This is a genomic window from Absicoccus porci, assembly GCF_003725415.1.
Classification (GTDB): domain Bacteria; phylum Bacillota_I; class Bacilli_A; order Erysipelotrichales; family Erysipelotrichaceae; genus Absicoccus; species Absicoccus porci.
On record NZ_RJQC01000001.1, the window covers coordinates 381,929 to 407,797 of the forward strand.

21 protein-coding genes and 1 pseudogene are annotated in these 25,869 nt (G+C 37.4%); all 22 read left to right on the forward strand.

Features of this window, described 5'->3' with window-relative positions:
* The first annotated feature begins 14 nt into the window (after positions 1 to 14).
* The 22 genes and pseudogenes from EDX97_RS01980 (at position 15) to EDX97_RS02085 (ending at position 25,816) form a co-directional block, all read left to right on the forward strand.
* Positions 15 to 1,286 carry a peptidoglycan bridge formation glycyltransferase FemA/FemB family protein gene (locus EDX97_RS01980; RefSeq protein WP_183164230.1) on the forward strand — a complete coding sequence of 424 codons (1,272 nt, stop codon included), beginning with the start codon at positions 15 to 17 and terminating at the stop codon, positions 1,284 to 1,286.
* Positions 1,287 to 1,434: 148 nt separating this feature from the next.
* A complete protein-coding gene (gene mraZ, locus EDX97_RS01985) occupies positions 1,435 to 1,860 on the forward strand; it encodes a division/cell wall cluster transcriptional repressor MraZ (RefSeq protein WP_423776195.1) in 426 nt (141 codons plus the stop codon).
* 2 nt (positions 1,861 to 1,862) lie between these two features.
* Positions 1,863 to 2,810 (forward strand): 16S rRNA (cytosine(1402)-N(4))-methyltransferase RsmH, encoded by a 948-nt coding sequence (gene rsmH / locus EDX97_RS01990; RefSeq protein WP_128519514.1) that lies wholly within the window; start codon positions 1,863 to 1,865, stop codon positions 2,808 to 2,810.
* Positions 2,797 to 3,117, forward strand: coding sequence for a hypothetical protein (locus tag EDX97_RS01995; RefSeq protein WP_128519515.1), 321 nt, complete (start codon positions 2,797 to 2,799; stop codon positions 3,115 to 3,117). The genes rsmH and EDX97_RS01995 overlap by 14 nt, the downstream gene beginning before the upstream one ends.
* 65 nt (positions 3,118 to 3,182) lie before the next feature.
* Complete coding sequence (locus tag EDX97_RS02000) at positions 3,183 to 5,318, forward strand: penicillin-binding protein (RefSeq protein WP_245977976.1); 2,136 nt, start codon at positions 3,183 to 3,185, stop codon at positions 5,316 to 5,318.
* A gap of 77 nt (positions 5,319 to 5,395) precedes the next feature.
* Positions 5,396 to 6,667 carry a cell division protein FtsA gene (locus EDX97_RS02005; protein WP_128519517.1) on the forward strand — a complete coding sequence of 424 codons (1,272 nt, stop codon included), beginning with the start codon at positions 5,396 to 5,398 and terminating at the stop codon, positions 6,665 to 6,667.
* A gap of 17 nt (positions 6,668 to 6,684) precedes the next feature.
* On the forward strand, positions 6,685 to 7,806 hold the full coding sequence (gene ftsZ / locus EDX97_RS02010; protein WP_128519518.1) for a cell division protein FtsZ: 1,122 nt from the start codon (positions 6,685 to 6,687) through the stop codon (positions 7,804 to 7,806).
* Between the two features lie 44 nt (positions 7,807 to 7,850).
* Positions 7,851 to 8,639, forward strand: coding sequence for a hypothetical protein (locus EDX97_RS02015; RefSeq protein ID WP_128519519.1), 789 nt, complete (start codon positions 7,851 to 7,853; stop codon positions 8,637 to 8,639).
* Positions 8,640 to 8,680: 41 nt separating this feature from the next.
* The gene (locus tag EDX97_RS02020) at positions 8,681 to 9,463 is read left to right on the forward strand and encodes a GDSL-type esterase/lipase family protein (RefSeq protein ID WP_183164231.1); all 783 of its coding nucleotides are present in this window, start codon (positions 8,681 to 8,683) and stop codon (positions 9,461 to 9,463) included.
* A 7-nt stretch (positions 9,464 to 9,470) separates the two neighbouring features.
* Positions 9,471 to 9,953 carry a DUF4358 domain-containing protein gene (locus tag EDX97_RS02025; protein WP_173445751.1) on the forward strand — a complete coding sequence of 161 codons (483 nt, stop codon included), beginning with the start codon at positions 9,471 to 9,473 and terminating at the stop codon, positions 9,951 to 9,953.
* Between the two features lie 2 nt (positions 9,954 to 9,955).
* Complete coding sequence (locus EDX97_RS02030) at positions 9,956 to 11,329, forward strand: MBOAT family O-acyltransferase (protein ID WP_128519522.1); 1,374 nt, start codon at positions 9,956 to 9,958, stop codon at positions 11,327 to 11,329.
* A 14-nt stretch (positions 11,330 to 11,343) separates the two neighbouring features.
* Positions 11,344 to 12,468, forward strand: a complete 1,125-nt coding sequence (locus EDX97_RS02035) for a DHHW family protein (protein WP_128519523.1) — start codon at positions 11,344 to 11,346, stop codon at positions 12,466 to 12,468.
* Positions 12,469 to 12,537: 69 nt separating this feature from the next.
* Positions 12,538 to 12,918 carry a hypothetical protein gene (locus tag EDX97_RS02040; protein WP_128519524.1) on the forward strand — a complete coding sequence of 127 codons (381 nt, stop codon included), beginning with the start codon at positions 12,538 to 12,540 and terminating at the stop codon, positions 12,916 to 12,918.
* Positions 12,919 to 12,943: 25 nt separating this feature from the next.
* Positions 12,944 to 13,483, forward strand: a complete 540-nt coding sequence (locus EDX97_RS02045) for a serine hydrolase (protein ID WP_128519525.1) — start codon at positions 12,944 to 12,946, stop codon at positions 13,481 to 13,483.
* A gap of 214 nt (positions 13,484 to 13,697) precedes the next feature.
* A pseudogene (locus tag EDX97_RS02050) lies at positions 13,698 to 14,336 on the forward strand (hypothetical protein); the annotation flags it as partial.
* A gap of 2 nt (positions 14,337 to 14,338) precedes the next feature.
* Positions 14,339 to 15,661 (forward strand): C39 family peptidase, encoded by a 1,323-nt coding sequence (locus EDX97_RS12185; protein ID WP_128519527.1) that lies wholly within the window; start codon positions 14,339 to 14,341, stop codon positions 15,659 to 15,661.
* 191 nt (positions 15,662 to 15,852) lie between these two features.
* On the forward strand, positions 15,853 to 17,718 hold the full coding sequence (locus EDX97_RS02060; protein WP_128519528.1) for a GH25 family lysozyme: 1,866 nt from the start codon (positions 15,853 to 15,855) through the stop codon (positions 17,716 to 17,718).
* Positions 17,719 to 17,791: 73 nt separating this feature from the next.
* Positions 17,792 to 18,925: an ABC transporter ATP-binding protein gene (locus tag EDX97_RS02065; RefSeq protein WP_128519529.1), complete on the forward strand. Its 1,134-nt coding sequence runs from the start codon at positions 17,792 to 17,794 to the stop codon at positions 18,923 to 18,925.
* Positions 18,926 to 18,932: 7 nt separating this feature from the next.
* Entirely contained in the window at positions 18,933 to 19,721 is a 789-nt protein-coding gene (locus EDX97_RS02070) for an ABC transporter permease (RefSeq protein ID WP_128519530.1), read from the forward strand.
* A complete protein-coding gene (locus EDX97_RS02075) occupies positions 19,721 to 22,192 on the forward strand; it encodes a glycosyltransferase family 2 protein (protein ID WP_221175865.1) in 2,472 nt (823 codons plus the stop codon). The genes EDX97_RS02070 and EDX97_RS02075 overlap by 1 nt, the downstream gene beginning before the upstream one ends.
* Before the next feature lie 158 nt (positions 22,193 to 22,350).
* Positions 22,351 to 24,000, forward strand: a complete 1,650-nt coding sequence (locus tag EDX97_RS02080) for an LCP family glycopolymer transferase (protein ID WP_183164233.1) — start codon at positions 22,351 to 22,353, stop codon at positions 23,998 to 24,000.
* Between the two features lie 88 nt (positions 24,001 to 24,088).
* The gene (locus EDX97_RS02085) at positions 24,089 to 25,816 is read left to right on the forward strand and encodes an LCP family protein (RefSeq protein ID WP_128519532.1); all 1,728 of its coding nucleotides are present in this window, start codon (positions 24,089 to 24,091) and stop codon (positions 25,814 to 25,816) included.
* The last annotated feature ends 53 nt before the right edge of the window (positions 25,817 to 25,869 follow it).

Genomic DNA, 25,869 nt, shown 5'->3' on the forward strand with positions numbered 1-25,869 from the left:
CGGGAGTGAACAAGATGAAATTCAAAGAATTAACAATCCAAGAATATGAAAATTTTGCGACACAATGTGTGGGTCGTTTTTATTTAAATAGTTCCAAAATGATTGAATTGAAAAAGAATAATGGGTGGGAAACTTACTATGTCGGTGTTGTCGATGATGAGGATCATGTTTTGGCAGCGGCTGGATTTAGTAAAGTACCAGTTATGCGATTCTATCATTATGCGTATGCCCAACGAGGTATCTTATGTGATTTTAATGATCATGCATTGACTACCTTTTTTACAGAGGAACTAAAAAAATATATAGCTTCTCATGATATGGCGTATATGCGGATGGATCCCTATGTTGAATATCAACAATTGGATGAAGATGGACAAGTCGTAAAAGACGGCTGGAACAATCAAGCGATGATTGATTTTTTGGCAAGTATTGGCTATGAACATCAAGGTTTCTTTAAAGGTTGGCCAGAAGATCGACAAGTTCGTTATATGGTCGTTATGGATCTGGATGATCTTAGTGAAGAAGATATTGTTGCCAATTATGAACCAAATACGCGAAGAACGATTGTTCGTGCAAAAAAAATGGGAGTCAAAACCAAAGAATTGGATCTGAATCATTTAGAACCATTCATGGAATTGATGGACTATACCGCAAAAAAACGAAACTTTACGGATATGGGATTGGAAGCCTATCAGAATCAAATGCGTGCTCTGGGAAGTGATCATGCGAAAGTCATTGTTTCGTATTTGGATACGGCCGAAGTGCATGAAAAGAATACGAAAGATCTTGCGGATATTCAAAAGGAACAAGAAAAAACGAATGCGATCTTGGCAAAGAATCCAAATAGCAAGAAGATGAATCGACGGAAAAAAGAAGAGTTAGAACGAATTGCACAAATTGAGCGATGGGAAAAGACAACGAATGAATTGGAAGCAAAATATGGAAAAGAAATCATTCTTTCTGGTGCTTATTTTGTGATTTATGATGGCGAGATGGATTATATTTCTTCTGGTTCTTATGATGAATTACGAAAATATTCGGGTCCTTATGTGATTCAAGATCAAGCGATTTTAACGGCAAAACGATTGGGATTGCATCGTTATAATTTTACCGGTACCAGTGGTATCTTCAATGAAGATGGGCCGGATTATGGTGTGTTCTTATTCAAAAAACATTTGGGAGGACGTCCCATTGAACTGATGGGTGATTTCGATTTAGTTTGTGATCCAAAAATGATGAAAAAAATTCATCGAATGCAGAGTGTCACGCATATATTAAGGAAATAAATAGATAGTCAGTTATCGATATGGTAACTGGCTTTTTTTGTGCTGGGACAAAAATCAAAAAAATAGTAGCGAAATTGAGGGGGATGGGTTATTATTGTGGTACAAAGTAGCAGTTTGTGTCAGAAAGTGGGGGTGATGACACGTGTTCATGGGTGAATATGCTCACAACATCGACCGTAAGGGGCGGTTGATCATGCCAGCTAAATTTCGTGATGAGCTCGGTGGACACGTTGTCGTAACACGTGGTTTGGATGGCTGTTTGTATGTTTATACGATGCAGCAATGGGAAAAAGTCTACGAGGGACTTTCAAAATTACCAACCACAAACAAAAATGCACGTTGGTATCAACGCATGGTTTTGTCGAAAGCAGCAGAATGCGAAATGGATAGTCAGGGGCGAATTCTTATTCCATCGTCATTGATTGCACTGGCTAAATTAGAAAAAGAATGTTTGATCATTGGGATGGCCAATCATCTGGAAATCTGGTCAAAGGATGTTTGGGAGAATGAAGAAGCAGAACAGAGTGATGCTTTTGAAGACATGGCCGAACAATTATCAGAAATTATGGGGTAGTTATGGAACATAAAAGTGTTTTACTGAAAGAATCCATTGAAATGCTTCAAATCAAAGACGATGGAATCTATGTCGATTGCACGTTGGGACGTGGAGGACATAGTAGCGAGATATTAAAACGTTGCACCAAAGGCCATTTATATGCGTTAGATTGTGATCAAAGTGCCATTGATGAAAGCACCAAGCGATTATCAGGCATTGGTTCGAATTTTACGTGTATTCATACACCTTTTGAACGACTATCTCAAGTATTGGATGAACAAGGTGTATCCGAGGTCGATGGAATCATTATGGATCTAGGGGTCTCCAGTCCACAGTTTGATGATGGTTCGCGTGGTTTTAGTTATCGTTATGATGCACGTTTAGATATGCGCATGGATCAAAGCCAAGAGTTGGATGCATGGACGGTTGTCAACACCTATTCGCAAGAAGAGTTGACAGGTCTTTTGAAATCGTTTGGTCAAGAACCATTTGCTCATAAGATTGCCCAACAAATTGTCCAAACGAGGCGAAAGCATCCGATTGATACAACGTTTCAATTGGTGGATGTGATCAAAGAATCTTTACCGCAAAAAGTCTTGAATAAAAAGGGGCATCCAGCGAAACGGACGTTTCAAGCGATTCGTATGGAAGTAAATGGGGAACTCCCACAATTGGAATCGGCTTTACATCAAGGTTTACATCGATTAGCGGTCGGTGGTCGATTGTGTGTGATCACATTTCATTCATTGGAAGATCGTATGGTCAAGCAGACGTTCAAGCAGGTGGCTACACCACCAAAAGTCAATCGACGATTACCGGTTATAGGGGAAGAAAGATTGGAATATCGGCTAATCAATCGCAAGCCGATTTTGGCTAGCGAAGCTGAATTGGCAGAAAACAATCGGGCGCATAGTGCAAAACTAAGAGGGATAGAAAGGCTGAGAAATTTTGAAAATGAAGCAAAATAAAAAATATAATAATAAATCAAGAAAAAAACGTATCAAGAAGAGAAGTCGTTTTTCACGTGATTTCAAGGTGATTGCTTTTTTTGTTCTCGCAATGGTCTTCTATATCCTATCCAAGACGGTGATTTGTTCACAAAATGTGACATTGTCAATGCGTGATCAAGAATTATCTAAAAAACTGAGTCAAACGCAGCAACAAGTCGATCAATTAACAAGTCAAGTGAATAGTTTGGAAGAAAAGTCGCGTGTATTAGGTCTATTAAATGACAAGGTTGCAGAGAATCAAAAAAATGTATATATTATTGATTGATAGATAGGATTGATTGTATGAAGATCAAAGCGACCAATAAGCGACTATTCAGAATTATACAAGTGATGATAATTATTGGAACATTAGTGAGTGCTAATGTTCTTTTTACCATGGTCACAAAAACGCATATATGGACAGGGCATAATGTATTAGATTCTCGCATTAGTAATAGTATTGTCCATACAACAGTATCTGCTAAACGTGGCGAAATACTCGATCGTAATGGAACGGTCATTGCGCAAGACACAACAGCCTATACGGTCATTGCGTATGTGGATTCAAGCAATGTAGATGCCAATGGCAAGGCCAACTATGTGAAACATCCAAAACAAGTGGCTAAAAAATTAAAAACTGTTTTAACCGATATTGATGTAGATCAAGTGGCAGATACCATCCAAAATGCGAAAGATAAGGGATTGTCACAAACCGAATTGGGTGCAGGAACCAAACGTATTTCCAAATCAAAAATGAAAAAAATCAAAAAGTTAAAATTAGCTGGTATTGATTTTGAAGAAACGGTTACGCGAAAGTATCCAAGTACACCGTTTGCGTCCAATTTAGTAGGATTTGCCACCTATGATGAAGATAAACAAAAAATTGTTGGTAAATTGGGTTTGGAACAATCTTTGAATAAATATTTGTCCGGTACGCAAGGAGAAATGACGTATCATCAAACGGTCAGTGGTGATGTGTTACCAGGAACAACCAATGTGATCAAACAAGCCGAGGATGGAGCCAATGTGAAACTAACATTGGATGCGAATCTACAAAAGACCGTAGAAACACAATTGAAGAAAACCATGAAAGATAATAATGCGGAAAGTGCTTGGTGTGTGGTCATGGAACCAAGTACAGGAAAAGTATTGGCTTGGACTTCCTATCCAACATTCAATCAAAATACGCATAAAACGATTCCTACGTTTACGAATTTGATCAGTGAATCAGCCTATGAGCCTGGTTCGGTCATGAAACCATTTACGTTTGCGACCGCGATCGATACCGGTGTATATCCAAAAGATGAAACGTATCGAGCTGGTTCTTTCTTGTATACATATGATGCATCCACAAAGAAAATCACACGTATTCAATCGGGATCGACTCCATATCCTGCCATTAATGATGCCTTAGGTGAAGACTTTGGAACCATTACCTTTGATCAAGCCTTGGCCTATTCAAGTAATGTTGGTATTTGTGAGTTGTTGGCCAACTATGTCAACTATAAAGATTATGGCAAATATATGAAGAAGTTTGGTCTTTACCAAAAAGTGGGTACGCCATGGATCAATGAAGTAGCCGGTCAAAAGAATTTCTCCATGCCAATGGGATATTTGAATTCCGGTTTTGGTCAGGGATCTTCCATTACGATCTTACAGTTAATGCAAGCGTATACAGCTATTTTCAATGATGGACAAATGATGATGCCTTATGTGGTGGATTCCATTACGGATGCCGATACAGGAAAAACAATCAAAAAATATAGTCCAACCAAAGTCAGTAAGCCGATTTCCAGTGATACAGCCAAACAAGTACGAGAATTAATGAGTCATGTACTGGATGATGGTGCTGGTGGTGAGAAGTTTAAGATGGATGGTGTGGATATGGTTGCCAAGACAGGTACAGGTCAGATTTACGATAGTAAAACCGGTACGTATAAGGAAGATACATATACATCCAGTGTGATGGCAGCAGCGCCTTCGGATAATCCAAAAGTCATGGTGTATTGGGGCATGGTTTCTGATAATTACTTAAATTATTCAGCTGAACCATTTAAACAAATCATGCAGGCGGCTTTGGTGTATGAAGGTGTTGGTGGTCAAGATGAAAAAAATGCCAAGAAATATACTTCGTGGGCTAGTTATGATATGCCATCTTTACTGAATCATAGTGTGGATTATGCGAAAGAACAGATGAATGGAAAAAAGGTCCATGTTGTTTATATCGGTAATGGTGACAATGTCATGAATCAATATCCGAATGCTGGCCAGACCATTAATTCCAATGATCGTATTTTCGTATTGACGGATGGCAATTCGATTTCAATGCCAGATATGACTGGATGGACGCAAAAAGATATTACGGCATTTAGTCAGTTGACCGGCATTACGATCAAGACTTCGGGTAGTGGTAAAGTGAGCTCACAAAGCATCGAAGCAAAGCAACCAATCACATCCGATTCGGTGATCACGGTGAAGATGAAATAAATTGGGAAAGGCAATAACTTTATCTCAATTTTTATAGAAATTATGGTATTATTGAACAGTAGTAAAGGAGAAGTCGAATGAGTATAAATAAAGTTTATGCATCTTTTGAACTTGCCGATCGTGAAGTTCGACTGATTGTTCTTGAAATTTTTGAAGGCCAATTCAATGTCTTACGTGTAGAGCGTGTGGCTTGTGATGGAATTCAAAATCAAAAGATCGTCAATGAAACGAGTGTTGTACAAGCGATTCGCAAAGCAAGCAATAATGCGAATGCAGCATTGGGATATCGCATTGAAAGAGCTTTATTAGCAATTCCAAGTGTGAATGTACAGCATGTAGAACAACGAGTGCATGTTCAAGTAGAAGATGGAACCAAATACATTCGTTTATTCCATATACAACAGGGGTTAAACAAAGCTGTACAAAAGAAAATTTCCGATGATGTTGAACTTGTCAATATTGGTCGAATCACGTACGAAGTGGATGGGCAAATATCAACAAAGATGCCAATCAGTGCACCAGTTGATGAATTCTATATGAATGTAGAATTGTTGTTTGCCGATAAGGATACGATTTATTCCTTTGCGCGTTGTATTGAACAAGCCAACATGGAAATATTAGATATTTATTTGGATGCCTATGCGATTGCGCAAGAGAGTGCAGTGGCTGTCAAATCACAAGATCGTTTGATGATTCAATTGGATCTCGAAGCCGATCATTGTGTGTTGACTTTATTTAGCCATGGCTTATTATATAGCAGTACCGTTTTGGAACATGGGTACCGTTGGTTTATTGAAGAAATCAAAGAGCAATATGGATTGAGTGATGCGATATGTTTCCGCTTGTTGCAGAATGTCTTTAATACCGAAGTAGATCCTGCTTTAGATAAGATCATTTATATTGAACAACGCAGTGAACAGCGTATTGAGATTACGGCTCATCAATTAACAGAAGTCGTCGTTGGTCGAATCAAAGAATGGATCCATGATGTGAATGATGCGTGTGAACCAATCTTGCAACAAGGTCCAAGTGAGTTTGTATTGACAGGAAAAGGTGCAAACATTGGCATCTTCAATCAGTTGACAAGTGAATTCCGTTCAAATGCAACGATTTATGCGCCACAAAATGTGGGAGCTCGTGATGCATCCTTTACATGTTGCATTGGTGTATTCTATGCCTATAATGACATCAATAAGATTCGTCATTCAAACAAGATTTGTGCCAATGTCAATGAATTAGGAGCAAGTATCGATGCCATTAATCACAAAGCAAGAAATGGCGAAGAGGGCGGTTTCACAAAGAAACTAAAAAGTGTAATTTTATCCGAAAACAAAGTAGAAGATGAATAGAAGGGAAGGTATATACAATGCCAGAAATGAATCAAGTTGCGAATATTAAAGTCTTTGGAGTTGGTGGTGGTGGATCCAACGCCGTCAATCGAATGGTTGTAGATGGAGTACAAGGTGTTGAATTTTATGTAGTCAATACCGATGTGCAAGTATTGGAAACTTCACCATGTGAAAATCGAATCGTCATTGGAAAAGATACGACAAAAGGATTAGGTGCTGGAGGAAATCCGGAATTTGGTCGTAAAGCAGCGGAAGAAGCTGAGTCCGATATTCGTGCTGCTGTGAAAGGTGCTGATATGGCATTTATCACTGCTGGTATGGGTGGTGGAACCGGTACAGGTGCCGCTCCATTCATTGCCAAGATTTGTAAAGAAGAAGGTGCTTTGACCGTAGCTGTTGTAACGCGTCCATTCAGTTTTGAAGGTCGTCGTCGTGCCAACAACGCCAAACAAGGTATTGAAGAATTAAAGAACTATGTCGATAGTTATATCGTCGTTTCGAATGATAACTTATTGGAAGTCATCGGTCGTAAACCAATTGAAGAAGCTTTCCAAGCTGCTGATAATGTATTGCGTCAAGGTGTACAAACTATTTCCGATTTGATTGCCGTTCCTGCATTGGTTAACTTGGACTTTGCGGATGTTCGCTCTGTCATGATGAATCAAGGTCGTGCATTGATTGGAATTGGTATGGCTGAAGGTGAAGATAAAGCGGTATCTGCTGCTGAAAAAGCCATTCAATCGCCTTTATTGGAAGCTCAAATTGCTGGTGCAAGATCCGCTATCATCAATATCACTGGTGGTGACAAAGTCAGTCTATATGATGCACAAAATGCAGTGGCTGTTATTCAAGATGCAGCTGGTGGTGATGTGGATGCCATCTTTGGTATTGCCATCAATGAACAATTAGGTGATAGTATCATCGTCACTGTTATTGCAACCGGATTTGATGAAAAAGCAGGAAAGCACACCAATACCAAGGGCAATAGTTCCGTTGAAATTCCAACGGCCAATGGTCAAAACTTATTTACAGAACCAGGAATCAAGACACCAGGAAATCCCGGTGTAGTAACGAGTGTAGAAGATGGGAATGACGATGACGATTCCATTCCAAACTTCTTCTTCAATAATCGTCAATAAGTGATAGAACCAGGAAAACCTGGTTCTTTTTTAAAGGGGAAGCAATGAAACTAAAAAAAATTATTGTAATTGTATTGTGTTCTTTGCTCATGGTTGGTTGTAACAACCAAACGACAAAGAAAACCACAACGTATACGCCGACATTAAAACATTTTTTAAAAACGTCGATAAAACCAGTGGGACAAACCATGTATGTATGGGGTGGCGGTTGGAATAAAGCCGATACGGCTGCTGGAAAAGAAGCCCGTCAGATAGGTTTGAGTCCCCGTTGGAAGAAGTTTTATGAGAAGCAAGATGCAAGTTATGATGTGAGTCAAACCGCTTATCAAATTCATGATGGCCTAGATTGTTCGGGATTTGTTGGTTGGGTAACTTATAACACCATGGAAACCAAAGATGGCCAACCTGGCTATGTGAAAGAATCGGGAAAACAGATCCAATGGTTTGAAAAAAAGGGATTTGGGAAAGTAATCCAGGCGGATGCAATCACCACGTATCATCCGGGTGACTTGATGGCTAACCAGGACCATATCTTTATTGTATTGGGACAATATAAAGATGGTTCTCTATTGATCGTGCATGCCAGCATACCGGGGGTCCAGATCAGTGGAACACCGGATATCAATGGCAATATCAATAGTTTAGCCATCCAGAAAGCAACGGCATTGATGGAAAAACACTATCCAGAATGGTGTGCAAAATATCCTAATCATATGGTGGATTATTCCTATTTGACGGATTATGATCAGTTTGTTTGGAATACGAAAACTTTTAAAGATGCCAAGAAAATCCAAAAAATGAAACCTTCACAAATTCTATCGTTTATTTATTAAAAAAAAGTGTTATAGTTAATGCATTGAGTGAGGGGATGCAAGTGGCAAAAAAACGAGGACAACACAAAAGAAGAAATCATCGTCGACCTATTATCATAGGAATTCTTTGTATCGTCATGATTTGTACTTTTGTGTTTTTTTTACATCATACCAATACGGAAGTACAGGCAGGACAAGCTTATGTCGTTGCCCAGGAAAAGAAATCAACCAGTGCTTTAAAACCAACATTGGAAAAAAAGCGCCAGGCAGAAATGAGCCAAGCCATGGCGGAAGGGAAGTTAAATGTTTTTTCGATGTTTGATGATTATGTCTTTTTTGGCGATAGCCGTGTCATGGGATTTGAAACATATGGCTATTTGGATGCCAATCGGGTATTGGGTGATAGTGGTGGAACCATCAAACGAGTGGATGATCATTTAAACGAAATCAAATCACTAAAACCGACACGTGTCTATCTTTCCTATGGTATGAATGATATGGGATTGAAGATTAATGATGAACAGGGCGGCTATGCCGGGGTTTATGAAACCGAAGTGAAAAAGATCTTGGCCATCGTACCCAATGCGAAGATCTATGTTTGTTCCATCATTCCGTGTTCACCAGAAGCTTTACAAAAATCACCTTCTTGGGGACAGGTAGGTACCTACAATCAACAATTGAAGGCCATGTGTAAGAAAAATAAGTGGACGTATATTAATTGTACCAAGTTGGCTGATAATGGAAATGCCGATATTTATCAATCAGATGGCATCCATTTTTTGACGAGTTTTTATCCGGTTTGGGCACAAACCATTATCGATGCAACACAGAAGGCAGAAAGTTAGGGATAGCATGAAGAAAGTACAAGTTTTAAGATGGATCGTATTGGTGTGCTTAGTGATATTTGTGGGGCAATATTTGATTGTTCCCAAAGATAGCACCACACCTTTTAAAACGGTCGTTAAGGATAGTGTAAAAGATGTCACGGTATCGGACTATACCGTACAGGAAAATCGTAATATTCGTCGATTTTTAAGCTTAGATCCATCGACATATCAGCATATTCGCTACTACAAAAATAAAGATACGATGCAGTCGAGCGAAATTGTGATCGTTCAATTTAAGTCGGATGATCAAGCGGATGACTTTAAACAAGCCATGCAGAAGCATGTAGATGATCAAATCAAGATATTTGATGGGTATTTACCGAAAGAAGCGGATTTATTAAAACAATGTAAGATCGTAACGCAGGCCAATTATGGTATATATGTCACGAATAAAAAAGCAGATACCGTTGTCAATAATTGGCAACAAAGTTTAAAGAAGGGGGACTGATCATGAGCTTTACGACCCTTGTCTTTTTATTCCTCTTTTTGCCAGTTGCTTTGATACTCTATCGTTATATGCCCAAAGGAAAGAATCTTGTTTTAGTTCTACTGAGTTTTCTTTTCTATGCGTGGGATAATCCAGCTTATTTACTTTTATTGATTTTAAGTGTTTGTTGGAATGATCTGAGTGCCAAATGGATGAATCAACAAGAAGGCAAAAAAAGAAGAAACACATTGATTGGATCCATTGTTGTCGATTTGATGATTCTTGGTTTCTTTAAATATACCAATTTCTTGATCGATATCCTGAATGTATTTCCATTTCATCTTCAACATTTACCGATTCATCTGCCCATTGGCCTTTCTTTCTTTACCTTTAGTGCGATTTCCTATTTGGTGGATGTATACAAAAAGAAAACACCGGTTCAGAACAACTGGCTTTCATTGGCTTTGTATATTGGTTTCTTCGGTAAGGTCAACATGGGACCCATCGTGCAATATGCCGATATGGCTGATCAATTGGAGAACCATCCGCAAACAAAAGAACTTTTTTATCAAGGCATCATGCTCTTTTTAAAGGGTATGTTCAAAAAGGTATTGATTGCTGATCGATTAGCGATTTTATTTGGTGCGATGGCAAGTGATACGACCTTACTAGGAACTTGGTTATATGCCATTAGCTATACCTTACAATTGTATTTTGATTTTAGTGGCTATAGTGACATGGCCATTGGCTTAGGTCGAATGTTTGGGTTTACATTTTCACCCAACTTTGATCATCCCTATATTGCGACCAGTGCTCAGGATTTTTGGCGAAGATGGCATATTTCTTTATCCCGTTGGTTTCGTGATTATTTATATATTCCATTGGGTGGAAATCGAGCCCATTACATTCGTAATATCTTTATTGTTTGGTTTGCGACAGGCTTATGGCATGGTGCTAATTGGACCTTTATTTTCTGGGGATTGTATTATGGCTGTTTCTTATTATTGGAAAAATATTGGTTAAAAGAACGATTACAGAAATTACCCAATTGGGTATCGCATGTCTATGCATTGGTTGTGATCATTGTGGGTTGGGTCTTCTTCTTTAGTCCAGATATCTTAACTGCTTTCCATACCGTAGGACGTATGTTTGGACTAGGCATTGGTGGTATTTGCAGTACCCAGACTCTGTTCTATGTGAAGACGTATCTTGTGGTTTTAGTAGCTGCTATATTGTTTAGTATGCCGATTAGTCAATATGGTTGGCGCTTTGTATATGTGCTCTTTAAACAACGCGCAAGATTGGTGAGCGTGATCGTGTATATTTTCTTCTTTTTTGTCACGATTAGTTTCATTGTTTCAAGTACGTATCAATCATTCTTGTACTTTGCATTTTAGAAAGGAGACATTCGATGAAGAAATTCGAAAAGCTTTGGATCCAAACACAAAAGACCATTACGCGATTCTTTGTGGCTTGTCTGCTTGTCGTGTTGGTTTTGAATGTTCTCACACCGGTGAACAAAACATCGGAAATGGAAAATCGTGGATTGGCTCAACGTCCCAATTTCAATTGGACAACCTTACGTGATGGTTCGTTTTTTAAGAATTATCAAACGTTTGAATCCGATCAGTTTGTGGGCAGAAATAGCTGGATCCATTTGAACTATTTGATTCAGAAAGTTTCGGGAGTTCGCAAGATTCAGGATGTGTATTTGTGTCATGACCAATTGATGGAAGAAATGCCAGAACCTAACCAAACACAATTGAAACGGAATATTCAAGCAATCAATGATTTTGCGAATGCCCATAAAGATATCAATATGCAGATGGTGTTGGCGCCGAATGCCATCAGTGTACAATCCGATCGCTTGCCGGCGTTTGCTGATGTGAAAGATCAAGAATCCGAAATGAATCAAATCACAAAAGATTTATCGATTCAATCGGTTGATGTCAACAGTGCTTTAAAGAAACATAAAGATGAATATATTTATTATAAATCCGATCATCATTGGACAAGCTTAGGGGCTTATTATGCAGCCCATGCGATCAATTCGAATATCCAATTAAATCAATACGATAAACGTGAAGTTTCTAATTCGTTTCAAGGAACTCTAGCTTCTAAGGTGGGTTCGATCAACATCAAAGATGAAGTGGATATCTATACCCCAAAGAAGACATGTAATTACTTGGTCACGTATAATTCGTCCAATAAACAAACACGTTCTATTTACAATTCTAAAGCGTTCCATCAAAGGGATGTTTACCAAGTGTTCTTTGGTGGAAACGAAGGTATGATCAATATTTCAATCAATAATAATTCGGATAAGCATTTATTGTTGATCAAGGATAGTTATGCCAATTCGTTGGTGCAATTCTTATTGCCATATTATCGAACGATTACTATCATTGATCCACGCTATTATTATGACGATCTGGACCAGCAAATGAATAAAGACATCATTACCAATGTATTGTTTGTATATAACACCAATACGTTTGTACAAGATACCAGCCTGGCTGATTGTTTAGGCTATTAAAAATGTTGCTTGAAAAGGCAACATTTTTTCTTACAAAAAGAAATATGGTTCGTGTAAGATAGGAATTGTATGAAAAAGCTATGTATTTCTATTGTTCTTTGTTTCAGTTTTTGTTTATCCACACCCATTCAGGCGTATGCAAACAAAATTCAAACGATTGGTCAGAAATCAAAGAAAGCGGAACAAGTCGTTTTAAAGAATGGAACAGGCAAGAGAATCAAGTCTTTGCGTATTCAAAAAGCATCGAATGCGAAAATATCGGAAAATTATTTGAAACAATCGTGGAAAGCCAAAGAAAAAGTCAAACTTTCTTATGTCGTGGATGAAAGGGATCAATACAATTTGAAAGTAGGTATTGCCAAAAAAATCTATGAAATCAAAAATTTTACCTTTACGGATACAAAATTATGTTTAAACGATCATACCTTGTATACCGTATACCAACAATGACGAAGACTGGTCAGTTTATGTGCAAATGGTTGGTGATAAAAAGAGCTATGTGAACATTCATTCACATGCACAACAGGCAACCAGTGTCATCAAATTGTTTGTGATGGGAGCTGTCTATGAGAACTATGAGAAGGTAAGTGCAACATATGGAAAGGATGTTGTGAATCAAAACCTGCGTGAAATGATCACCATTAGCAGTAATGATAACTATGAACAAGGTGATCAAATCATAACGAATTGGGCAAAAATACATGGATATATTGATACCAGTACATGTGATGATTTGGGTGAAAACTATACTTCTGTAAAAGATGCAGCCCATGTCATTTATGATATATACCATCAAAAATTACCTTATTCCAATGCAATGTTGGCATTGTTGAAGCAACAAACCAGAACCACAAAAATTCCTGTAGGTATTCTGGATGAAATTGTTACGGGAAATAAGACCGGAGAACTGAATGATACCGAAAATGATGTCGCCATCATTTATGGTCCAAATTATACCTATGTATTGAGTGTCATGTCTACCAATCTACATTCCACCGAAATGCCCAACAAATGATTCGGGATATTTCGACCATAGTATATGGTTATTTGAATCCATAATTGGCGCAGAGAAAATCTGCGTTTTTTTGTGCTATTACTTTTGGTAAAAAGCTCAAAAGAATTTAATAATTCTCATTTCATAATGTTTAATATCTTATGATGTTAAATATTGTAATTAAATTTAATTAAGTATAGAATATTAACGAGTACATTTAAGGAGGGAGAGAAAAATGAAACGATGGAAGTATTACCTGTTTTTATGTGTAGCTTCCGGTTTCTTGTATGTTGGTGCTGATCAAATCCATGCACAAGAAGTAACACCACTTGAGTCACAGGAAGAACAAGCAAGTGACACAGACAGTGTTGTTCAATCTGAAACTTCAAATGAAACAGCGTCCACTACAACATTAAGTACGACTGAAAATGGTGCAGCACTACAAGACATTGATTATCAATCACATGTTCAAGGTATTGGATGGGAAACAGAAGAACATGCCAATGGCGAAGTGTCAGGCACACAAGGTGAAGGCAGACGATTAGAAGCTATAAAAATCATATTGCCCGATCATAATGATTCGCTACAGTATCAAGTGCATGTACAAAACATCGGGTGGATGGATTATGTATCGGGTGGAGAAATTGCTGGAACCACTGGACAAGCCAAACGAATTGAAGCTATGCGCATCCGTTTGTTAGGAGATCTAGCTAATACTTATAATGTCATCTATCGTACCCATGTGCAGAATTATGGTTGGTTAAAATGGGTGATGAACGATACAATTTCAGGAACCACAGGTCAAAGTTTGCGTATTGAAGCCATTGAGATCTTGTTGGCTAAAAAAGATGCAGAAGTTGCAACTGGCAATGATNTATGCGCATCCGTTTGTTAGGAGATCTAGCTAATACTTATAATGTCATCTATCGTACCCATGTGCAGAATTATGGTTGGTTAAAATGGGTGATGAACGATACAATTTCAGGAACCACAGGTCAAAGTTTGCGTATTGAAGCCATTGAGATCTTGTTGGCTAAAAAAGATGCAGAAGTTGCAACTGGCAATGATGTTGTCTATGATGCACATGTACAAAATATTGGTTGGCAATCTAAGGTACAGGATGGGCAGATAGCGGGTACAACTGGACAATCTAAGCGAGTAGAAGCTTTACATGTATATTTACAAAATCAGACTGTAGCTGGTCAAATTATATATCAAGCACATGTAGCGGGTCTTGGATGGCAAAATTGGATATCTGATGCGAATATGGCTGGAACTACTGGACAGTCACGACAAATTGAGGCAATTAGGTTGAAATTAGATGGTGCTATTTCTATCATGTATGATATTTATTATCGTGTTCACGTACAAGACTATGGTTGGTTGGCTTGGACAACTTCTGGTCAAGCTAGCGGTACGACAGGATTGTCTAAACGAATTGAAGCATTTGAAATATTGATGGTTGCTAGAGAACAAGAAAAGCCATTCAATAATAGTACTATTTCATTTATTGACCATAAGAAGACAATTGATTATATAAATACTAAAACAGGAATAAATTTTGTTAATGATGGAAATAGTCAAATTGTTAGTCGAGGTAATGGCATTATGGTCTGTCATGTCTATCGATATGGTGATAAAGTTTACGCAATCAATTCTTCAGGAATTGTAACATCGAATTGGAAATATGAGCCAACATCAGTTCGCTACATGAGCCAATTGGATGGTAGATGGGCTTATCGATATTATGGTGGATTGAATATTGCTCAATCCGGTTGTGTAGGTACTGTAAGTGCCATGATTCTTGATACACTATTGAATGTAAATTTCACACCAGTTGACACATGTAATTATTATTGGAATCGAGGATACTATAATCATAGGGAACCAGGAACTAGTGCCGATGGAATACCTGCCTTAATGAACGAATATGGATTAAGTATCCAAAATCACATGACATATAATAGCTTGGTTGCAGCATTGAAGTCAGGTGCATTGATAGCGGCTGATATTCATAGTATGCAATATGGAGTAGGTGCTCAACATGAAATCTTGCTGAAAGGATACAGTAATGGAAATACATATGTTTATGATCCATACTATGGAAGCTTAAACGGATGGGCAAATCTTCAAAATATATGGAATCATCGTTCGTATTGGGAGACAAGAGGTGGCGGTCCATTCTTTGCCATTTCTTGATATAATTTTTCAAAAAGCTGAAAAAATGAGTGTGTAGCCTCGTATTTAGGTAAACACTCATTTTTTTGTTTAAGTGTGTTAGGATATGAACTTATTTTTTCGTAAAGATACAAGAAGTACTAGTCCATTCTTTGTGTTTGCTTGATATAAGGATTTATATCTTGATATAATGTTCTCAAGAGGGAAAATGTATGAAATATTGGAAATACTATGTGTTTGTCAGTGTAGTTTTTGGTTTCTTATATATTGGTTCTATTCAAATCCATGCGGAAGAAGTAACACAACCAGAAGCAGTAGAACAAACAGAGACTGAGGCTCCCGTATCCACAACGGATGTTTCGACTAGCGATACAGCAGATACTCAGTCAATATCTGATGATCAACAAGATATTCAATATACATCACATATTCAAGGTGATGGTTGGGAAACACAGGAACATACAAATGGCGAATTATCTGGTACACAGGGTGAAAGTAAACGTTTAGAAGCGATAAAGATCAATTTACCAGATCATAATGACCTTATTCAGTATCAAGTGCATGTACAAGATATTGGGTGGATGGATTATGTATCAGGTGGAGAAATTGCTGGAACCACTGGACAAGCCAAACGAATTGAAGCCTTGCGCATCCGTTTGTTAGGAGATCTAGCTAATACTTATAATGTCATCTATCGTACCCATGTGCAGAATTATGGTTGGTTAAAATGGGTGATGAACGATACAATTTCAGGAACCACAGGTCAAAGTTTGCGTATTGAAGCCATTGAGATCTTGTTGGCTAAGAAAGATGTAGAAGCTGCAAGTGGCAATAATGTTGTTTATGATTCGCATGTGCAAAACATTGGTTGGCAATCTAGGGTACAGAATGGGCAGATAGCGGGTTCTGTTGGCAAAAGTTATCGTTTGGAAGCTGTGCATATCTTTTTATCGAATCAAACCATCGATGGGGATATACAATATCAAACGCATATTCAGAATTTAGGTTGGCAAGATTGGAAAACCGATGGACAATTATCGGGTACAACGGGCCAATCTTTACGCTTGGAGGCCATTCGCATTCGTTTAACAGGGAGTATTTCGCAGTATTATGATATTTATTATCGTGTTTACGTACAAGACTATGGTTGGTTAGCTTGGACATGTGATGGAAAAATTGCGGGAACTACTGGCTTATCAAAGCGTTTGGAAGCCATTGAAATCATATTGGTTCAAAATATAAGTAATAAACCTTCAAGTAGTAGTACGATTTCGTATTTTGATCATCAAACTGCAAAGAATTATGTGCAAACGATGGTTGGATTTCAATTTGTCAATGACGGTAATTCTCAAGTATTTTGTGATTTGAATGGAGACTTGGTTATGCCATCCTATCAATTAGGTAATACGAAATATATCATGAATTCATCCGGAATCATCATTCAAAAGAAAACAAGCACATCGGAAATCAGTTCTGTCGTTAAGCATTGGGGTGTCGATATTAGTCAGTTTAATGGATCCGATTTTGATGTCACTCCATATGATTTTGTGTTGATTCGATCCAATTACGGGACAACGACTGATCCGCTATTGGAAACCTATGTCAATGCATGTATACAGGCAGGTATTCCTTATGGTTTTTATTGTTATAGCTATGCATTGAGTGTGGATGATGCGCATACGGAAGCAGCCTATACATTGGCACTTGCGAATCAATATAAGCCAACATTAGGTATTTGGTACGATATGGAAGATGCCGATAACTATAAGACCAATCGTGGTGTTTGGACCAAAGATGCAACCTTATCTTTCTGTCAAACCTTCTGTAAGGATGTCAAAAGCATGGGATGGTATACAGGTATTTATTCGAGTTCTTGGTTTATTCAGAATTGGTATAATACTGGTTTAGAAGACTATGATAAATGGGTTGCCCAATGGGATGCGAATGATGGTCAATATCATTCGGATACGCATACTTTGGGATCGATTCATCAATATACATCGGTGGATGATAAGTATCCAAATGGCCTGGATAAAAATGCGATGTATGTAGATTTTGACTACTATACACTTGTTTAATAGGGGGATAACCGTTTGGTTATCCTTCTTTTTTATGCTACTATGTTTCTGTTATAAAGAATGGAGTTAATTTATGAATCAGGAAAATGCGATTGAAGTACGAAATATGTCAAAACGATTCAAGATTGAATATGATAAATCGCGGACTTTAAAAGAAAGACTCATTCGTAGAAAAGGGAAAGTAGAATACAATGAAGTATTAAAAAATATCAATCTAGATATCAAAAAGGGAGAATGTGTGGCTCTGATTGGTACCAATGGATCAGGGAAATCAACTTTGTTGAAGTTGATGACCAAGATCATTTTTCCTAATGAAGGTACGATTGCAACGAATGGAAAATTAACGTCGTTATTGGAATTAGGAGCTGGCTTTCATGAAGACTTTACTGGACGTGAAAATATTTATTTTAATGCGGCTATTTTCGGCTTAAGCAAAGAAGAAATTGATCATCGAATCGATGATATCATTGCGTTTTCTGAGTTGGGATCGTTTATTGATAATCCGATTCGTACCTATTCTTCGGGTATGTATATGCGGTTGGCATTTTCCGTGGCCATCAATGTGGATGCTGAAATCTTATTGATCGATGAAATCTTAGCTGTTGGTGATCAACACTTTCAAGATAAATGTTATGCGAAACTCCAAGAATTACGCGATTCCGGAAAAACCATTGTTATTGTTACCCATTCATTGAATGTGGTGAAGGAATTGTGTTCTCGTGTAGTTTGGATCTATAAAGGCGAAGTTCGATTGGATGGAGATCCTGTATTTGTGATCCAGGAATATTTGGAACAAATTGCGAAAGATCATAAGGAATCAGTTAAAAAGGCCATCGAAACTGGACAAACCCAAAAGAAAGGGGTCGTCTTCATTGATATGCCTCGTGATTTTGCTCAAATCGATCGGAAAGCCGATGTGATCAAGTGTGGTGGTTGGATGGTTGCCAATGATGAAAAGGCAACACTAGCTTTTGAAGTGGATGAACAACCATTTGATCCAATTGTATCTTATGTGAATCGACAGGATGTTTACGACATTTATTTTGAAGAATTTGGGGGTTTCCTAGATGCTGATCATATTGGTTGGGATTGCGAAATTGATCCAACAAAATTATCAAGTGGCAAACATACTTTTACAGTAAAGTGTATAGATTCGGATGGAAAAGAATTAGCGAATAAAACAATTGCGTTTTCAATAGGTGAGTGAGGTAGTTATGAAAGAAATTTTTAAAGAAATATATAATTATCGTGAACTATTAAAAACCAGTATACAAAAAGACATTCGTGGTAAATATAAGGCTTCTTTTTTAGGTGTATTATGGTCCTTTTTAAATCCATTACTGCAAGTCATTGTTTATTGGATCGTGTTTCCTTATTTATTTCGTGCAGCTTCTATTCCCAACTACCTATGTTATCTAGTAACAGGTATCATTCCTTGGACCTTTTTTACAACGGTTGTTAATACATCGACAACTTGTATCAATAGTAATGCTGGAATCATTAAAAAGGTGTATTTTCCACGAGAAATATTGGTTCTTTCTTGTACATTAAGTGCCATGGTTAATTTCTTTATTTCATGTATCATCATTTTGATTTTTTGTTTAGGTACTGGTGCTGGTATTTCCTATCATTTAATTTATTTGCCTTTGATTGCCATTATCCAAGCTATCTTATGTTTTGGCATTGGCTTAATTTTATCGGCTGTGAATGTATATATTCGAGACATTGAAAATATTGTTTCTTTCGTAATTCAAATGGGATTTTATGGCACACCTATTATTTATAGTTTAGATATGTTTCAGAATGCCTCAGGTATATTATTGGGATTGATTCAATGGAATCCAATGACTAAATTAGTATATGCATATCGTGATATTTTCTTATATCATCAAACGCCAGATTTTGGGGCTTTAGGCAGTGTTTTACTTTTAGGTGTTATTGTATTGGTGATTGGATATTGGATCTTTAAAAAATTGGAGAAAGGATTTGCGGAGGAATTGTAATGAAAAACGGTGATTTTGAATATAGTTTAGATGTAATTCGTTATAAAAATACAGCCCCATCCAAATATATCCAGTTAAGTGGTTGGTGTTTTCATCATAAAAAAGAAGCAATTGATTATGTAGTCAAGATTAATGGAAATGAAGTACCTATTACCCAAAAACGCATTTTTGACCGTAAGGATTTGATCAAATTCTATAAAGATGTCGATTTAGTGAAAGATTCTGGTTATGACTTAAAAATTGATGTGTTTGAACCGGTACATGAAGTGGTTCTTATCGCTAAAACATCATCCGAATCGATTGTGATTGAAACAATTGGTGAATCGAAATTAAGAAAAATTCGTGATACTAGTTTGATTGAGTATTCCGTGGATTGTTACGAACGGAATGTCGATTCGGGATTATCCCAAATGTGGGGTTGGGCATTTGCGGTAGATAAGAGTCCATTGCAGTTTGAAGTGCATGATGCGCATGGTCATTTAGTCGCTCATACTTTCCGTAAACAAGAGCGTACGGATTTTATGGAAGATTGGCAAATCCAGAGTGGCTTTTATATCGTGTTTAAAAGTGATCCAGATGCGAAATATACATTGGTCATCAAAAATGAAAAGGAATCGAAAACGGTCGATTTAAATAAAATCAAAAGTACCAACCAAAAATCTTTGATGGGATATATTAAGAGCATCAATGGGCAGAATGTCAAAAAAGCTGGTATGTATTTGAAACGTAAAGGTTTCAAAGCTTTTGTTCGTCGTATTCGTCGTGGTCCACAAGATGAGAAAGTTTCTTATAATACGTATTTTCATCTTCATGAACCAACCAAAGAAGAATTGGATCGACAAAGAAAACATGTTTTTTCTTATCAACCTAAAATTTCTTTGATTGTAGCGACTTTTAATACACCACTTAACTATTTAAAAGAAATGATCGAAACAGTGACTAATCAGACATATGCCAATTGGGAATTGTGTATTGCTGATGGTAGTACAAATGATGAAGTCGAAAAATATGTGAAAGATCACTATGCACAAGACGACAAAATTCGTTTTGTTCGTTTACAGGAAAACTATGGTATTTCCGGTAATATGAATGCGGCCATGGACATAGCCACTGGTGATTTTATTGCATTGTATGATCATGATGATACCTTGACGTTGGATGCTTTATATGAAAATGTTCGAGTTTTAAATGAAAATTCAAATATTGAATTCATTTATTCGGATGAAGACAAAATGGATTCGGAAGGGGAACGTTTTTTTGAACCGCATTTTAAACCGGATTTCAACTATGACTTATTATGTTCAACTAACTACATCTGTCACTTTTTAGTTGTAAAGAAAAGTTTAATTGATCAAGTTGGAAAGCTTCGTAAAGAATTTGATGGGGCACAAGACTTTGATTTTGTGCTTCGTTTATCCGATGCTTGTGGTCCTGAAAAAATTCATCATATACCTAAGGTTTTATATCATTGGCGATTTCATCAAAATTCAACCGCAGCTAATCCAGAAAGTAAGATGTATGCGTTTGAAGCAGGAAAGAAAGCCGTACAAGCTTTCTATGATGCCAAGGGCATTCATGCGACCGTGGAACATGGAGCAAGCCTAGGTATCTATCGAACTAAATATATCTTGGATAGTCATCCAAAAGTATCGATCATCATTCCAAATAAGGATCATGTAGATGATTTATCACGTTGTATCAATTCCATTGAAGCCAAGTCAACCTATGATAATTATGAATATATCATTGTAGAAAACAATAGTACCGAACAAAGTACGTTTGATTACTATAAGGAATTGGAAAGCAAGAATTCCAAAGTGAAAGTGGTCACTTGGAAGAATGAATTTAATTATTCGGCTATCAATAATTTTGGAACCAAATATGCTTCTGGTGATTATTATCTGTTGTTGAATAATGATACAGAAGTGATTACTCCAGAATTTATCGAAGAACTTTTAGGCTATTGCATGCGAAAGGATGTAGGAGCTGTCGGTGCTCGTTTGTATTATCCCGATGATACCATTCAACATGCTGGTGTGATTGTTGGTTTACAAGGCATTGCTGGTCATGCGTTTGTGGGATTGGAACGAGATAATCTAGGATACTTTGCGCGACCAATGACACAACAGGATTATAGTGCTGTAACCGCTGCTTGTATGATGGTGGATAAGAATATATATGAAGAAGTAGGTGGATTGAATGAACAACTTAAAGTTGCGTTCAATGATATTGACTTCTGTTTAAAGATTCGTGAGAAAGGTTATAAGATTGTTTATAATCCATATTGTGAGTTATATCATTATGAATCCAAATCACGTGGTGAAGAGAATACGTTTGACAAAGTGGATCGTTTCAATGGTGAAATTAATTATTTTGAAAAACGTTGGCACGATATCTTGGCTAATGGTGATCCGTACTACAATCCGAATCTAACTTATAAAAAGAATGATTTTTCCTTAACGACAGAGTAATATCTGTCGTTTTTTAGTGTATTTAAGGCAAAATTTGACATTTAAAAGAAGAAATGATTGAATATTTTTATGAATGCAAAAAACATCCACGAAAAAAATGGAATCCAAAAAGGCATAATCCCATATTACGGCTGATTTCTTTGTTGAGTTTAGTAGCTATGGTAATATTCATTCTACAAATTGTTCACTTAGGAATTTTACCAGTTCGTTTTGAAATACCAATTTTGGGATCTGTTCTCTTATTGACATTGATTATTTTCTTGTTTTATAACTTTACGTCTCGATCTCGTCTTTCTCGTTTTATTAGTGGTTTATTAGTAATTGCTTTAACATTCGGCTATGGATTGGGAAGTTATTATATTTATCGTACAGATAGTGCTATTTCATCTGTGACGGATTTGTCCAATAAAGTCATCAATAATGTTTCTTTTGTCGTTATGAAAGAATCCAGCATTAAAAAATTAAGCCAGGCTTCTGGTGCTAAAGTGGGTATTACACCAAGCATTGATTCAAAAGCCATGAAAGAAGCATTGGCAGATGTAGAATCTTCTATTTCTATTGATACCGTAAAATACACATCGTATTTGGATGAAGTGCAAGCACTGTATGATGGAGATATTGATGCAATGCTGTTAAGTGAATCTTATCGAGGCACGATTTATGATCAAGAAGCCTATCAGGATTTTAATCAGCGTACGCGAACGGTGCATACTACACATTATACGACCAATCGAAAAAAGGCCATTCAACAATCCACAGATGCCGTGGACGTAACCCAAGAACCATTTACAATTTATGTGAGTGGCAATGATTCGTTTGGTACGATCCAAGAAAATAGTCGGACCGATTCCAATATGTTGATTACGGTCAATCCAACGACACATACCATTTTGATGACAAGTATTCCAAGGGATTATTATGAACCGATTGTTTGTAGTGCGGATAGTGATTCGGATTGTCCAGATGGCGAAAACGATAAATTAACACATTCGGGTATTTATGGCATTTCGACTTCGGAACAAACCATTGAAAATTTTATGGATGTCGATATCAACTATTATGTTCGTGTAAATTTCTCAAGTTTGGTCAACATTGTGGATGCCGTTGGTGGTGTTGATGTAAAAGTGGGAAAAGGTTTGGCTGTTAAACAGTTCTATACCGATCATACGGTTGGTGGCGTGCATGAGGGTACCAATCATTTAAATGGTCAGAAGGCATTAGCATATGCACGTGAACGATATTCGTATACAAATGGTGATATGCAACGGGTTAAGAACCAACAACAAGTTTTAAAAGCATTGCTCAAAAAGGTTAAATCACCATCGATGATCATGAATTATGGTAATTTAATTGATGCTTTGGGCGGTGCATTTGAAACCAATTTATCGAGTGATGATATTCGGGACTTTGTTCGTATGCAACTGTTATTAAATTCAAACTGGAAATTTGAAAGCTATGCAATGATTGGAACACCAGATACAAGAATGTCAGCAAGTATGGGTACCTATGCTTCGGTTACGTTGCCAAATAAGAATTCCATCACGACCGCAAGAAAGAAGATCGAAGCGGTCATCAATGGAAAATCATCCAAAACGGTAAAAGATACGGCTAAACAAGAAGATACGACAAGTGAATCTACAAGTACAGAAGAGTACAGTACGGATACGTATTCGAGCTATGGTCAAGGATATTATGATTATGGTCAGTCTATACCGTCATATAGCGATAGTTCACAAGCACAAGAGGATAGTAGCTATTCTCAACAAACCGATGATGCAACTGTGGTCGATCCAAATGAATATCAGTAAATAAGGGGTGTTGGCCCCTTTTTTATGTGCATTCTTGACAAATGTGGTAAAATAGTTCTGATTTGTATCGTGAAAGGAATCCTTTTTTATGAAAAAGACGAAGATATTTCGAGTGTTTTCCATATTGATTTCCATCTTATTGGTTATCTCTGCTGTATTCGTAGCCTATCAGGCATATGTATTAAGTATTCTACCAAACAATATTCTATGGATGGCCATCATTATTCTAGTGTTGATCGTTGCAATCTTATTACTTCTGTTGAATTTTTCGAGTAAAAGAGTATGGAGTCGATTGGTTTCTTCCATTTTGGTCATTGCGTGTAGTTGTGGCCTTTTTATAGGAACGCAATATATGTCAGAAGCCAATGGGTTTATCGATACCGTGACCAATACGTCAGGAAAAATCAAGCATACAGTTCAGGTATATGCATTAAAATCCAGCAAGATTTCAGAGCCAGCCGACCTAACTAATAAAAAAGTAGGGGTATTAAAGGATATTGATACAACAAGTACAAGCAAGTCGTGGAGTGATCTAAAGCGTAAATCGGCCAATGTGACGCAAAAGAAATATAAGAGCGTGGAGGCATTGGCCAAAGCATTATATGGCAAAGAGGTATCAGCTATTATTGTTAGTGATTCGTATGTCTCTGGGATTGAAGAAATCGACAATTATAAGGATTTTGGTTCCAAGACGGTGTCGATCCTAAAAACCATTTATTATACGAAAGATAATTTATCAGCCAATGCCGTTAGTGACATTACTTCCAAACCATTTACCATTGAAATTAGTGGTAATGATAATTATGGCGGTCTGGAATCGGTCGCTCGTTCGGATGTCAATATGTTGGTAACGATCAATCCGAAGACGCATGATGTATTGATGACAAGTATTCCGCGTGATTATTATATTCAATATGCTTGTGAGGATGGGGAATGTCCGGTAGGTGAGCTGGATAAATTGACGCATACCGGAATGACCGGACTGGACACAACACGTGATACCTTGGAAAAAATGTTGGATGTCGATATCAACTATACCGTTCGTTTGGATTTTGAAGCCGTCAAATCTGTTGTTGATGCGGTTGGTGGTATTGATGTGTATGTCAAAAAAGGATATGCCGTTGACCAATTCTATACCAATCCGGGTGTGGAAGGTGTCCATGAAGGCAAGAACCATTTAGATGGAGCACGGGCTTTGGCCTATGCACGAGAGCGCTATGCCTATGAAGAAGGAGATCGACAACGGGTCAAGAACCAGCAACAAGTCTTAAAAGCGTTGATCAATAAGGTGCTTTCCAGCAATGCACTGACTCATTACAATGATTTGTTGAAAGCCATGTCCGGCGTATTTGAAACCAATATGACGGATAGTGAAATTAAACAGTTTGTACAATATCAGTTGCAAGACAATCCAAAATGGAATTTTGAAAGTTATGTATTAGATGGACAAGGGGATATGTTGTATTGTGCTATGGCTGGACAAGCCGCCTCGGTTTTGGTACCCGATCAAAGAACCATTGATATCGCATCCAAGAAGATCAAAGCGGTCATTGCCGGCAAAAAAGCATCAAGTGTTTCTTCTAAATTGAAGGGTGAGTTTACGATGCCGGATTATATGACGGGGGTACAATCCCAAGATACGTCGAGTAGTTATTCTTCGGATACGTCTCAATATACAACAAATCAATCCGTGGATTATTCAGGATCAACGTATTATGATGCATCCTCGCAGGCGCAAACACAAACCTATACACCAACCGAAGATACGACCTATCAACAAGATGCCAGTGTCGATAATACAGTGGGTGCGCAATAAGATATAGACTCTAACAGCTCGTTAGGGTCTTTTTTTATCGATTTCACTTTTTT